A 14,300-nucleotide genomic window follows, 5' to 3' on the forward strand; every position below is an offset into this window, starting at 1 on the left:
CTCACGCCCTGCCGGACATTCGCCGGCAAAAACCGTCACCCATCGAGCAGCGCTCCCGGCGAACCGGTGCGACATCTCTCGTAACGGTCCCCCCGGGCGTCTCGGTTCATCGCTGCGCCACCGGCCCCCCTCGGCAGGGAGGAACTGTCAGTGAAACCCGTCCGCCTTCCGGCACCCGACGCCGACCACCCGTCCCTCGTCTCGGTGCTCCGCGGCCGCGCCCGGGAACACCCCGACCGGGTGGCCTACACCTTCCTCACGGACGACGGCGTCGAGCAGCGGAGCCTCGACCACGCCGCGCTCGACCGTGCGGCGCGGACGATCGGGCACGCGCTGCAGCGACTGGACGCCGAGGGGCAGCGGGCGATCCTGCTGTACCCGCCGGGTCTGGACTACCTCGCCGCCTACTTCGGTTGCCTGTACGCCGGCACCGTCGCCGTCCCCGCCTACCCGCCGGACCCGACCCGGCTGGAGCGCAGCCTGCCCCGGCTGCTCGCGGTGTTGGAGGACGCCCGGCCCGTCGCCGTGCTCACCGTCGCCGCCCTCGCCGACGCCGTGCCGGCGCTGCTGTCCTCGGTACCGCGGCTGTCCGGGCTGACGGTCGTCGCCACCGACGCGCTGGCCCCCGAGGGGGCCGACGCCTGGCGCGACCCGGAGGTCACGGCGGACACCACCGCCATGCTGCAGTACACCTCCGGCTCCACCGCCGACCCGCGCGGAGTGGTGCTCACCCACGGGAACCTGCTGCGGAACTCGGCCGTGATCCGCGCGGACTTCGGCGTGGACGCCGACAGCCGCGGCGTCATCTGGCTGCCGCCGTACCACGACATGGGGCTCATCGGCGGCATCCTCCAGCCGCTGTACACCGGCTTCCCGGTCACCCTGATGTCCCCGGTCGCCTTCCTCAAGCGCCCGTTGACCTGGCTGGAGGCGCTGTCGCGCACCGGCGGCACGGTCAGCGGCGGGCCCAACTTCGCCTACGAGCTGTGCGTGCGCAAGACCACCCCGGAGCAGCGCGCCGCACTCGACCTGAGCCGGTGGCGGGTCGCCTTCAACGGCGCCGAACCCATCCGGGCCGAGACCCTGCGCCGGTTCGCCGACGCCTTCGCGGTCGCGGGCTTCCGGCCGGAGGCCTTCCACCCCTGTTACGGGCTGGCCGAGGCGACCCTGATGGTCACCGGCGGCGTCCCCTGGTCCGGTACGACCGGCCGGTTCTTCGACCGGACGGCGCTGCGCGCGGGCACCGCCCTCGCCCGTCCGGACGGGCCGGCGAGCGGTGGACCGACCGCCGGACCGAACGACGATCCGGTGGAGCTGGTGTCCTGCGGGCGGGTCGCCCCCGGCCACCGGGTCGCCGTGGTCGACCCGGACACCGCCCTCCCGGTCGGCCCCGGCGGCATCGGCGAACTCTGGCTCAGCGGACCCAGCCTGGCGGGCGGCTACTGGGGCGACCCGGACCGCGCCGGCGAGGTCTTCGGCCGGCGCCTGCCCGGCGAGGACACCGACTACCTGCGCACCGGCGACCTCGGCTTCCTGCACGAGGGCGAGTTGTACGTCACCGGACGGATCAAGGACGTCATCATCGTACGAGGGCAGAACCACTACCCGCACGACCTCGAACTCACCGCGGAGGACGGCTGCCCGCACCTGCGCCCCGGCTGCGGAGCGGCCTTCACCGTCCGGCACCCCGACGGGGCGGACCCCCGGCTGGTGCTCGCCCACGAGGTCCGCGACCCGGGGGCGGCGGACGCCGCGCGGATCGGCGCCGCCGTCCGCGCCGCGGTCGCCCGGGACCACTCGGTCACCGTGCACACCGTGGTGCTGGTGCCGCCGGGCGGACTGCCCAAGACGTCCAGCGGCAAGATTCAGCGCGCCGCCTGCGCCGCCCAGTTCGCCGCCGGCACCCTCCCCGAGGTGGGCCGGAGCGAGCTCGACGCCGCCGGCCCGGCGGTCGCCGACCGGGTCGACCCCGACGCGCTGCGCGCCGCCGCGCCGCAGGTGCGCCGGCGCGCCCTGGAGGACTTCCTGCGGCAGGAGGTCGCCACCGCCTGCGGGCTCGCGCCCGCCGCCGTGGACACCTCCGCCCCACTGCTGAGCCTGGGCGTCGACTCGCTGGCCGTGGTCGACATCCAGCAGGCGATCGGGCAGCGGCTGGGCGTTCCGGTCACCGTGCCGCAGCTCGCCGACGCGGGCAGCCTGACCCAACTCGCCGCCCTGCTCGGCTCCCTGCTCGCCGGCGAGGCCGGGGACGCCGGCGCCGAACCCGTCGACGGACCGCTCTCGTACGGGCAGCGCGCCCTCTGGTTCCTCCAGCAGCTGGAACCCGACAGCACCGCCCACCACATCACGGCGGCCCTGCGCCTGCACGGCCCCTTCGACCCCGACGCCTTCCGCCGCGCCCTGGACGCCCTGGTGGCCCGACACGACGCGCTGCGGACCACCTTTCCCGCCCCCGACGGCCAGCCGGTCCAGCGCACCGGCCCGGCCGACCGCACCGAGCTGCGGGTCCACGACGCCGCCGGCCGCTCCGAAGCCGACCTCACCGCGCTCCTGGACCGCGCCGCCGACGAGCCCTTCGACCTCGCCCACGGTCCGCTGCTGCGCATCGACCTCTTCCGGCTCGCCCCGCAGGAGACCGTGCTGCTCCTGGCGACCCACCACATCACCACCGACTTCTGGTCGATGTCCAAGCTCGTCGCCGACCTGGAGGCGCTCTACACCGAGCACACCGGCGGCCCGGCCGCGGCCCTCGAACCGCTGCCCGCCACCTACCGGGACTTCGTCGCCCGCCAGCACCGCACCGTCGAGGGCGCCGCCGGCGAACGCTCCCGCCGCTACTGGGCCGAGGAACTCGCCGATGCCTCCCCGCGGCTGCGGCTGCCCCGCCACCACCGGCCCGCCGACGCCGAGCGGCCCGGACCGGGCACCGTCCGGGCCCGGCTGGCCCCGGAGCTGACGGCCCGGCTGCGCGCCCGGGCGGGGGCCGAGGGCGTCACCGTCTCGATGCTGCTGCTCTCCGCCTACCAGGCCCTGCTGCACCGCTACACCGGCCAGGACGACCTACTCGTCGGCATGCCGACCGCGGGCCGCGCCCACCAGGACTTCGAGCACGTGGTCGGCTACTGCACCAACCCCGTGGTGATCCGCAGCCGCCTCGCGGCGGACACCTCGGTACGGGAGTTCGTCGCCGCCACCCGCACCCGGGTCCTCAACGCCCTGGAGCACCAGGAGCACCCGCTGCACCTGCTGGCGGAGGACCAGCGGCAGCGCGACCCGTTCCGGGCCATGTTCGTCTTCAACCGGCCCCCGCTGCGCGGCCGCGGCGAACTCGCCGTCCTGATGGCCGGCCACACCGGGATCCGGCGCGCCTTCGGGCCGCTCACCGCGGAGGCCGTCCCGCTGGACCGCACCCGGACCCCGGTCGACCTGGAACTGACCGTGGTCGAGGCCGGCGACGAGCTGCTGACCCAGCTCCGCCACCGCACCGAGGTCCTCGGCGCCGGCACCGCCACCGCCCTGCTGGAGCAGCTGGAGCGGCTGCTCGGCCAGATCGCGGCGGACCCCGCGCTGTCCGTCGGCGGGCTGCGGTTGCTGGACGAGCCGGGCGAGCGGGCGCTGCTGGCCGGCCACGGCACCCGCCGCGACTACGACCTGGGCACCAACGCCGTCCAGCTGTTCGAACGGCAGGTCGAGCTGCGGCCGGACGCGCTCGCGGTCCTGGGCGACGAGGGCGAGGTCAGCTACGCCCAGCTGAACGCCCGGGCCGACACCGTCGCCCGGCAGCTGCGCGCCCGCGGCGTCGACGGGCGGAGCCTGGTCGGGATCCTCCTCGACCGCTCCCCCGCCCAGATCGCCGCCGTCCTCGGGGTCCTCAAGGCCGGCGCCGCCTACGTGCCGGTCGACGCCGCCAACCCGCGCGAGCGGGTCGCCGAGGTGCTCACCGGGGCGGGCGTGCGCGTCGTCCTGAGCCAGCACCGGCTGGCGCCCCGGCTGCCCCAGGGAGTGGACGCCGTACTGGTCGACGGCGAACAGCCGCCGCTCGACCCGGCCGACCCCGCCGGCCCCCACCCGGCCGCCGGACCGGACGACCTCGCCTACCTGATCCACACCTCCGGTTCCACCGGCGCCCCGAAGGCCGTCCAGATCGAACACCGCGGCCTCACCAACTACACCCGCTTCGCCGTCGAGCACTTCGGCCTGCGACCGGGCGACCGGGTCCTGCAGTTCGCCTCGCTGGCCTTCGACACCAGCGCCGAGGAGATCTTCCCGACCCTGGCCGCGGGCGCCACCCTGGTGCTGCGCAACGACTGGATGCTCAGCTCCCCCGACGCCTTCCTGCGCCAGTGCGACCGCTGGCGGGTGAGCGTGCTGGACCTGCCCACCGCCTACTGGCACGAGCTCGCCGACGGCGTCGCGGGCGGTGCCGCCGCCCCGGGCGGGGACCTGCGGCTGGTGATCATCGGCGGCGAGCGGGCCCGCCCCGAACGGGTGGACGCCTGGCTGCGGCACGTACCGGCCGGCGTCCGCACGGTCAACAGCTACGGCCCGACCGAGACCACCATCGTGGCGACCGTCCAGGACCTCATCCGGCCGGCCGGCGAGGGCGACGTCCCGATCGGCCGCCCGGTGGCCAACGTCCGCGCCTACGTGCTCGACCCGGCCGGGCGCCCGGTGCCCGCCGGCGCCGTCGGCGAGCTGTACGTCGCGGGCCCGGGCGTCGCCCGCGGCTACCTCGGCCACCCCGAGCTCACCGAGGAGCGCTTCCGGCCCGACCCCTTCACCGAGGACGACCGGGGCGCGCGGATGTACCGCACCGGGGACCTCGCCTCCTGGGCGCCGGACGGCACCCTGACCTTCGTCGGCCGCGCCGACCGGCAGCTCAAGCTCAACGGCTACCGGGTGGAGCCCGCCGAGATCGAGGCCCTGCTGCTCGCTGCGGACCCGGCCGTCGCCGAGGCCCTGGTCCTGCCCCACCCCGACGGCAACCGGCTGATCGCCTACCTGACCGGCGTCGCCGGCGCCGCCCCCGACCCCGACCGGCTGCGCGCGGCGCTGCGCGACCGGCTCCCCGGCTACCTGGTACCGGCCGCGGTCACGGTGCTGCCCTCCTTCCCGCGGTCCGCGAGCGGCAAGGTCGACCGGGGCCAGCTGCCCCCGCCGCAGACCCGCACCGGCGAGGGGACCGCACCACGCACGCCCACCGAGCAGGCCCTGGCCGGGATCGTCGCCGAGGTCCTCGGGCTCACCGCGATCGGCGTCCACGACGACTTCTTCACCCACGGCGGCCACTCCCTGCTGGCCACCAAGGTGATCGCCCGGGTCCGGGACCACTTCGGCACGGACCTCCCGCTCCGGGCCTTCTTCGAGCACCCCACGGTGGCGGAACTCGCGGAGCAGATCCCCACCGGTCCGCTCGACACCCGCCGGCCCGCACAACTGCCCATCCCCCGGGTGTCGCGCGACCGCCCGCTGCCGCTGTCCTTCGTCCAGGAGCGGATCTGGCTGCTGCAGCGGCTGGCACCGGAGTCCACCGTCTACAACGTGCCCCGGGCGCTGCGCATCCGCGGGGAGTTCGACCGGGACGTGGTCGAGCAGGTGCTGGCCGACCTGGAGCAGCGGCACGAGATCCTGCACACCGCCTACCCCGACATCGACGGCACCCCGATGCAGGTGGTGCACGAGCCGCGCGGCATCCCGCTCGGCGGCGTGGACCTCGAAGGCCTGCCCGAGGCCGAGCAGGAGGAGCGGGTCCGGGAACTGATCCTGGCCGCCGGACGGGAACCCTTCGACATCGAACACGGCCCGACCATCCGGGTCACCCTGGTCCGGCTCGGCCCCGCCGACCACGTCCTGGTCGTCATCGAGCACCACCTCATCCACGACGGCTGGGCCCAGGGCGTCTTCCTGCGCGACTTCCTGGAGCTGTACGAGGTCCGCACCAGTGGCCGCGCCGCCCGGCTGCCGGAACTCCCGGTGCAGTTCGCCGACTTCGCGGCCTGGCAGCGCGAGGTGGTGAGCGGCGCGGAACTGGACCGGCTGCTGGACTTCTGGACGACGGAGCTCGACGGCGCGCCCCAGGTCCTCGAACTGCCCACCGACCGGCCGCACGAAGCCGCCCTCACCTTCTCGGGGCGGCTGGAGAACCTCGTCATCGACGGCGAACTCGCGCTCGCCCTGCGCCGGGTGGGACAGGAACGGCGGGCGACGCTGTTCATGATGATGGCCACCGCGTTCTCCGCGCTGATGAGCCACTACAGCGGCCAGCCCGACCTCCTGGTCGGGGTCGGCATGGCCAACCGGACGCGGCCGGAGACCGAGAACCTCCTCGGCATGATGATCAACACCCTGCTGCTGCGGGTCGACACCACCGACGACCCCACGTTCGCCGAACTGCTGGAGCGGGTCCGCGAGCGGAGCCTGCGGATGTACGCCCACCAGGACATGCCGTTCGAGAAGCTGGTCGAGCACCTCAAGCCCGAGCGCAGCCTCTCCCGGATGCCGCTCTGCCAGGTGATGTTCAGCTTCCTGGACACCCCGATGCCCGCCCTGGAGGTCCCCGGCCTGACCTTCGAGGTCGTGGACGCCCACAACCGCACCGCCAAGTTCGACTTCAACATCGTGGTGCGCCCGCACGCCGAGCAGCGTCCGGGCGAGGTCTCCGCCGAGGAGGACAGCCGGATCACGGTGATGACGGAGTACAACTCCGACGTCTTCGACCTGCGGACCGTCCAGCGGCTGCACCGGCACCTGCGCGCCGTCCTGGAACTGGCGGTCACCGACCCGGACCGCCCGCTGTCCGCCGCACTGGCCGGCGCCCTGCTGGTCGACCCCGCCGACCGCGCCGACACCGACGACACCGACGACACCGGCGACGCCGTCAGCGCCGTCCCGGGCCTTCCGGCCCCCGAGGCCCTCACCGGTCCCGGTCTCGACCTGGACCTGGACCTGGACCTCGGCTTCGAGGACGACGAGGACGACGAGGACGGCGACTGGGAGACCGAGTACGTCGCCCCGCGCACCCCGCTGGAGCAGCGGCTCACCGACGTCTGGGCCGAGTACCTCCCGGTCGAACGGGTCGGGGTGAACGACGACTTCTTCGACCTCGGCGGCCACTCCCTGCTCGCCAACCAGGTGCTGGCCAGGCTGCGGCGCGAGTTCGGCGTCCAGCTCCCGCTGCGCCGGCTGTTCGAGGCGCCGACCGTCGCGACGCTGGCGGTGCTCGTCCTGGAGGAGCAGGCGGCCGGCGTCGACGGACCCGAACTCGCGGCCATCCTCGCGGAGCTGGAGGACTGACCCCGCCCGCCGTCCCGCCAGGGGCGCGCCGGTGTTGCCACCGGCGCGCCCGGGCCCCCGAACCCGTGGAGCGTGACACATGTGCGGCATCGTCGGATACGCGCACCTGAACGGCGGCCGACCCGCCGACCGGGCCGTCCTGGAACGGATGGCCGGCACCCTGGTCCACCGCGGCCCCGACTCCGACGGCTACTTCCTGGCCGACCACGTCGGCATGGCGACCCGCCGGCTGAGCATCGTCGACCCGGCCACCGGTGACCAGCCGATCGCCACCCCGGACGGCGACGTCACGGTCTGCTGCAACGGCGAGGTGTTCAACCACGCCGAGCTGCGCGCCCGGTTGAAGGCCGCCGGACACGCCTTCCGGACCGGCGGCGACGTGGAGGTGCTGGTCCACCTGTACGAGGAGCACGGCACCGGCCTGGTGCAGCACCTCAACGGCCAGTTCAGCTTCGCGCTCTACGACCGGGCCCGGCGGCGCCTGGTGCTGGCCCGCGACCACGTCGGCATCACCCCGCTGCACTACGCGGTGACCGGCGGCACCCTGGTCTTCGGCTCGGAGGTCAAGGCCCTGCTGGCCCACCCGCTGGTCCGCCGGGAGGTCGACCCGGGCGGCCTCGACCAGGTCATGCTGCTGCCCGGCCTGGTCAGCCCGCGCACCATGTTCGCCGGGATCGCCACCCTGCCCCCGGGGCACCTGCTGGTGGTCGAGGACGGCCGGATCGACGTCCGCCGCTACTGGGACCTCGACTACCCGCAGGCCGCCGAGCTCTCCCCGGCCGCCGCGGCCGGGGACGAGGAACGGTTCGGCCGGCTGGAGCAGGCCCTCCGGCGGTCGGTGGAGCTGCGGATGCGGGCGGACGTCCCGCACGCCTACTACCTCAGCGGCGGACTCGATTCCTCGCTGGTGGCGGGGATCGCCGCGAAGTCCGCCGCCGAGCGGCTGCGCACCTTCTCCGTCACCTTCCCCGACGCCCGGATGTCCGAGCAGCCGTACCAGCGGATGGTGGCCCGCAGCCTCGACTCCGAGCACCACGAGGTGCCGGTCACCCCCGACCACCTGCTCGACCAGTTGCGCGAGGTGGTCCGGCACAGCGAGTGCCCGCTCAAGGAGAGCTACAACGTCGCCTCGGTCCGGCTCTCCGCGGCCGTCCGGGCCCGCGGCGCCAAGGTGGTGCTCAGCGGCGAGGGCGCGGACGAACTGTTCGCCGGATACGTCGGGTACAAGTTCGACAAGCAGACCGCCGCCCGGGCGACCCGCTCCCGGCGCCGGACCGCCGCCGGACGGCAACCGCTCACCGCCGAACAGCGGCTGAACCAGCGGCTGTGGGGCAACCCACTGCTCTCCTACGGCCAACGGCTCGGCGAACTCGCGGCGGCACGGGCGGAGTTGTACTCGCCGGAGCTGCGCTCCCGGCTGCCCGACTTCGACTGCCTGGCCCGGCCGCTGGTCGACCTCGACCAGCTCCGGGGGCGGCACGTCCTGCACCAGCGGTCCTACCTGGACTTCAAGCTCCGGCTCGCCGACCACCTGCTGGGCGACCACGGCGACCGGGTCGCCATGGCGAACTCGGTCGAGGCGCGCTACCCGTTCCTGGACCGCGACGTCATCGACTGCGCCCGCGCCCTGCACCCGGACCTCGTGCTGCACGGCTTCCAGGAGAAGTACCCGCTCAAACGGATCGCCGAGCGGTACGTGCCCTCGGAGATCGTCAACCGGGAGAAGTTCGCCTTCCACGCCAACCCCAGTGCCGACCTGCTCCGCGCCGACCGGTCCTGGATCGACGACTACCTGGCACCCGCGCGGATCCGGCGCGAGGGCTACTTCGACCCCGCGGCCGTCCGGGAACTGCGCGCCCGCTACGCCGGCCGCGAGGTCGGCCTGAACACGCTCTTCGAGGACGACCTGCTGATGGTGGTCGTCACGCACGGCATCTTCCTCGAAACCTTCGACCTGCCCGCACTGTCCTAGAGTCCTACGTCCCGAGGGAGCACGCAGATGGATCGGATCGGAGTGGTCGGCGCCGGCACGATGGGCACCGGTGTCTCCCAACTGTTCGCCGAGGGCGGCCACCAGGTCGTCCTGGTGGACATCGACCGGCACGCGCTCGACCGCTCGCGCACGGCCATCGTCGAGGATCTCCGGCTGGCGCCGCTGGTGCGCCCGCACGACGTCCCGGCGGACCCGGAGGCGGTGCTGGAACGCATCACGTTCAGCACCGAGCCGAAGGACCTCGCCGAGGCGGACTTCGTGGTCGAGAACATCGTCGAGCGCTGGGACGCCAAGCGCGAGCTCTACCGGGAGCTGGACCGGATCTGCCGCCCGGAGGCGCTGTTCGGCGTCAACACCTCGGCGATCCCGATCACCCGGGTCGCCTCGGTGACCGGCCGGGCCGGCCAGGTGGTCGGCACCCACTTCATGAACCCGGCCCACCTCAAGCCGACCGTCGAGGTGATCCGGGCCCACCACACCACCGACGCCACCCTGGAGCGCACCGCGGAACTGCTCCGCGGCGTGCGCCGCAAGCACATCGTGGTCGCCGACTCCCCCGGCTTCGTCACCAACCGGGTGGCGATGCTCACCCTCAACGAGGCGATCTTCCTGCTGCACGAGAACGTCGCCTCGGTGACCGAGATCGACCGCCTGTTCAAGGAGTGCTTCGGCCACCCCATGGGTCCGCTGGCGACCGCGGACCTGATCGGGCTGGACACCGTCCTGCTCTCCCTCGACGTGCTGTACGAGAACTTCAACGACCCCAAGTACCGGCCCTGCCCGCTGCTGCGCCGGATGGTCGACGCGGGCCTGCACGGCCGCAAGACCGGCCAGGGCTTCCACAGCTACGAGGTGCCCGGCGGGCCCGCGCCCACCGACTCCGCGGCGACCGCCGCCACCCGACCGACCGACGCGTGAGGAGAACGCAGATGAGCGACACCGCCAAGGACACCGTCCGGCAGTTCGTCCTACGGCACACCGACGGGGTCCCGGTCGAGGACGACGAGGACCTCTTCGACGCCGGGTTCGTCAACTCGCTGTTCGCCGTCCAGCTGGTGATGTGGATCGAGCGCACCTTCGCGCTGACCGTCCGCCGCGAGGAACTGCTGCTGGACGAGCTGCGCACCGTGGACGGCATCACCGCCTTCGTCCGGGCCCGGACCACCAGCACCAGGGATGCGGCATGGACTTCGAACTGACCGACGGGCAGCGCGCCCTCCAGTCGGCCACCACCGCCTTCGCCCGCGAGCGGCTGGGCCGCGACACCGCGGGCGACGACCGCGAGGAACGCTTCCCGCGCGCGGACTGGCAGCGCTGCGCACGCCACGGAGTGCTCGGCTGGCCGGTGCCCGCCGAGTACGGCGGCAGCGGGCTGGACCCGCTCAGCACGATGATCGCCCTGGAGGCGCTCGGCTACGGCTGCCGGGACAACGGCCTGGTGTTCGCCATCAACAACCACCTCTGGGGCTGCGCGGTCTACCTGCTGGAACACGGCAGCGAGGAGCAGAAGAAGCGCTTCCTGCCGGCGATGTGCTCCGGGGACCTGATCGGCGCCCAGGCGCTGTCCGAGCCCGAGGCCGGCTCGGACGTCCTGGCGCTGACCACCCGGGCGCGCCGCGAGGGCGACCGGTACGTCCTCGACGGCGAGAAGTGGTTCATCAGCAACGGCCCGGTGGCGGACCTGTTCGTGGTGTTCGCCCGGACCGGCGACGAGGGCGCGCCGGAGGACCGGCTGTCCGCCTTCCTGGTGCCCGCGGACCTGCCGGGGGTGCGGACCGTCCGGCAGCTCAGCAAGCTGGGCCTGCGCTCCACCCCGATGGGCGTCGTCGCCTTCGAGGGCGTCTCCGTCCCGGCCGCCAACCTGCTCGGCACCGAGGGGGCCGGCTACCAGATCTTCCTCTCCAGCATCGAGTGGGAGCGCTCCTTCATGTTCGCCGGGCACGTCGGCGCGATGCAGCGGCTGCTGGAGACCTCCGTCGACCACGTCACCAGCCGCCGCCAGTTCGGCCGGCAGATCGGCTCCTTCCAGGGCGTCGCGCACGAGATCGCGGACATGCGGATCCGGCTGGAGCTGGCACGGCTGATGCTCTACAAGGTGGGCTGGCTCAAGAGCCGGGGACGGATGGCACTGCTGGAGGCCACCATCACGAAGATCGTCGCCAGCGAGGGCCTGGCCCGGACGGCGATGGCCGCCCTGGAAGTGCACGGCGCCCGCGGCTACCTGGCCGACTGGCAGCTCGAACGCGAACTGCGGGACGCCCTCGGCGGACCGATCTACGCCGGCGCCAACGGCATCCACCGCGGCGTCCTCGCCGAGCTCATGGGCCTGACCGGCAGCCTCTCCGGCACCGTCCCCGCCCGACGCCCGCGCCCCACCCGGCCGACGGACGCGGCGGCCGCCGCGACGGCCGGCCCGACCGACGGAGGGCGACCGTGACCACCTTCCTGCTACCGCTGGACCCGCCCCTCGACGGCTCCCAGGCGGGCGAACTGGCCCGCCGCGTCTTCTTCGTCGCCGAGTCCATCCTCGACTTCCGGCTGGTCGGCGAGGACCGGATCACCGGGATCGAGGTGACCGCCACGGCCGGCGCCGACCCGGCCGAACTCACCCGCAAGCTCGCCGTGGTGGTCGCCAACGACCTGGCCCGGCAGGAGGCCTTCACGCCCAAGGTGGTCTGGCGGCTGGACACCGACGGCACCCCCTCCGACGTCTTCGACGAGCTCACCGCGGCGGGCGCGGCCATCCCCGCGGGCGCCGGGCAGGTCGCCTTCGGCGAACCCCTGCTCTCCCTCACCGACTACCTGGACCAGCGCGTCCGGGCCCTGGTGGCCGCCGAGTTCGACGCCACCGAGTACCGCTACCCGACGCTGATCGCCACCGACGTGATGCGGCGCAGCGGCTACTTCTCGTCCTTCCCCCAGCTGATGATGTTCGTGTCCCGGCTGCACTCCGACGTCGACGTCTACCAGGACTTCCTGAACGGCCTCTCGGCCGGCACCGAACTGACGGACCTGCTGCGCGCGGGCGCCGCCACCGTGGACCACTGCCTCCCGCCCACGATGTGCTACCACTCCTTCGCCCAGCTCGCCGACGCACCGCTGCCCGCCGAATCGTCGGTGCTGACCTCGCGCGGCAAGTCCTTCCGCTTCGAGTCCCGCTACGAGCGGTCGCTGGAGCGCCTGTGGGACTTCACCATCCGCGAGATCGTCTTCCTCGGCCCGCGCCGCACGGTGCTGGCGCAGCGCGCCCGGCTGATGGAGCTGACCTTCGGGCTGATGGCGGAACTCGGCCTGGGCGGGCGGTGCGAGGTCGCGAGCGACCCGTTCTTCATCAACACCGACACCGCCGACCAGGTGTGGAACCAGCGGTTCCTGGAGTTGAAGTACGAGCTGCGCCTGCCGCTGGAGGGCGAACGGGACGTGGCGGTCTGCTCGTTCAACTTCCACGACCGTTTCTTCGGCAAGGCGTTCGGCATCGGCGCGGGCGACGGCGCCGGCCCGGTGCACACCGCCTGCGCCGGGTTCGGGCTCGAACGCCTGGCGTACGCCTTCCTCTGCCGGCACGGCGTCGACCCGACGGGCTGGCCCGAGCAGGTCCGCCGGGCGGTCGGCTCGTGACCCCCGCCCGGGGCGGCGGCCCGCGGCTGCTGACGATCTCGGCGGCGACGCCGGAGGAGCTCGAACGGGAGACCGACCGGATCGCCGAGGAGCTCGACGCGCTGGCGCCCGGGCACGGAACGGGTGCGGACGGAACTGGTGCGGACGGCCTGACCGCGCTGTCCCGGCGACTGCGGCGGCGGCCCGCCCTGGAACACCGCCGCGCCCTGGTGACCACCGACCCGGCCAGGGCCGCCCACCACCTGCGCGAGCGCGACCCCCGGCAGCTCGTCACGGCGCGGGCCGACCCGGACCGCCCGGTGGTGTACCTGGCCGCCGGGGTCGGCGACCACCACCTCGGCATGACCGCCGGCCTGCAACGCCGACTGCCGGTCTACGCCGCGCACCTGCGGACATGCCTGCGCGAACTCGACCGGGAACTGGGCGGGGACCTCGGCGCCTTCCTGTCCCGGGCGGCGGCGGACTCCGCTGCCGCCCGCCGGGTGGGGGCGCCCGCCGGGCCGGCCGACGGCGCCGCGGGGCCGTCCGTCGACGACACCGAGGTGGCGCAGCCGGCGGTGTTCGCCGTCCAGTACGCGATGGCCGCCACCCTCCAGTCCCTCGGCGTGCGGCCCACCGCCCTGCTCGGCTACAGCCTGGGCGAGTACGTGGCGGCCTGCGTCGCCGGGATCCTGCCGCTGGACCAGGCCGCGACCCTGGTGGCCCGCCGGGCCCGACTGGTGTCCGAACTCCCGGCCGGCGGGGGGATGCTGGCGGTGATGGCCGGCGCAGAGGCGGTCACCCCGCACCTCACCCCCGGCCGGACCGCGCTGGCCGCCCTGAACGGGCCCGAACTCACCGTGCTGTCCGGGTACTCGACGGACCTGGACCGGGTGGCCGAGCGGCTCGTCGCGCGGGGGATCGCCTGCCAGCCGATGGCCGCCCGGCACGCCTTCCACTCCCCGCTGATGGCCCCGGTCACCTCCCGGCTGCGGGAACTGGTGGCCGGGTTCCGGCTCCGCCCGCCCCGCGTGCCGGTCCTCTCCAACGGCTCCGGCACCTGGATGGGACCGGAGGCGACCGGCCCCGACTACTGGGCCGACCAGCTCTGCGGCACGGTCCGGTTCACCGACGACCTGGCCGAACTGTGGCGCCTCAAGGAGCCCGTCCTGGTCGAACTCGGGCCCGGCCAGGGGCTGATCCGGCTCGCGATGCGCAGCCCGGAACGCCCGGTCGAGCACGGTAGTGTGGCCGTGCCCACGCTGCCGGGGCCGCTGGAGCGGCGCCCGGACGCGGTGGTCTTCCTCAATGCGGTGGCCCGGCTCTGGGCCGCCGGCACCGGCGTGGACCTGGCGGGAGTGCCCTGACCCGCTCCCGCCCCCTGCCCTTCCATCCCCGTCCGCAGACACCTGGCTGG

7 protein-coding genes are annotated in these 14,300 nt (G+C 74.0%); all 7 read left to right on the forward strand.

Annotated features, from left to right (window positions below):
- The first annotated feature begins 150 nt into the window (after nt 1–150).
- The 7 genes from ACFVXG_RS01115 (at nt 151) to ACFVXG_RS01145 (ending at nt 14,250) form a co-directional block, all read left to right on the forward strand.
- Nucleotides 151–7,293, forward strand: a complete 7,143-nt coding sequence (locus tag ACFVXG_RS01115; RefSeq protein ID WP_387923042.1) for an amino acid adenylation domain-containing protein — start codon at nt 151–153, stop codon at nt 7,291–7,293.
- A gap of 79 nt (nt 7,294–7,372) precedes the next feature.
- Nucleotides 7,373–9,265: an asparagine synthase (glutamine-hydrolyzing) gene (asnB, locus tag ACFVXG_RS01120; RefSeq protein WP_387923044.1), complete on the forward strand. Its 1,893-nt coding sequence runs from the start codon at nt 7,373–7,375 to the stop codon at nt 9,263–9,265.
- Nucleotides 9,266–9,292: 27 nt separating this feature from the next.
- The gene (locus ACFVXG_RS01125; protein WP_387923046.1) at nt 9,293–10,204 is read left to right on the forward strand and encodes a 3-hydroxyacyl-CoA dehydrogenase family protein; all 912 of its coding nucleotides are present in this window, start codon (nt 9,293–9,295) and stop codon (nt 10,202–10,204) included.
- An 11-nt stretch (nt 10,205–10,215) separates the two neighbouring features.
- On the forward strand, nt 10,216–10,485 hold the full coding sequence (locus ACFVXG_RS01130) for a phosphopantetheine-binding protein (protein ID WP_387923048.1): 270 nt from the start codon (nt 10,216–10,218) through the stop codon (nt 10,483–10,485).
- Nucleotides 10,470–11,723, forward strand: a complete 1,254-nt coding sequence (locus ACFVXG_RS01135) for an acyl-CoA dehydrogenase family protein (protein ID WP_387923050.1) — start codon at nt 10,470–10,472, stop codon at nt 11,721–11,723. The genes ACFVXG_RS01130 and ACFVXG_RS01135 overlap by 16 nt, the downstream gene beginning before the upstream one ends.
- Nucleotides 11,720–12,904 (forward strand): hypothetical protein, encoded by a 1,185-nt coding sequence (locus ACFVXG_RS01140; protein WP_387923052.1) that lies wholly within the window; start codon nt 11,720–11,722, stop codon nt 12,902–12,904. The genes ACFVXG_RS01135 and ACFVXG_RS01140 overlap by 4 nt, the downstream gene beginning before the upstream one ends.
- Nucleotides 12,901–14,250, forward strand: coding sequence for an acyltransferase domain-containing protein (locus tag ACFVXG_RS01145; protein ID WP_387923054.1), 1,350 nt, complete (start codon nt 12,901–12,903; stop codon nt 14,248–14,250). The genes ACFVXG_RS01140 and ACFVXG_RS01145 overlap by 4 nt, the downstream gene beginning before the upstream one ends.
- The last annotated feature ends 50 nt before the right edge of the window (nt 14,251–14,300 follow it).

It is taken from the genome of Kitasatospora sp. NPDC058162 (assembly GCF_042884005.1).
In the GTDB taxonomy this organism is placed as follows: domain Bacteria; phylum Actinomycetota; class Actinomycetes; order Streptomycetales; family Streptomycetaceae; genus Kitasatospora.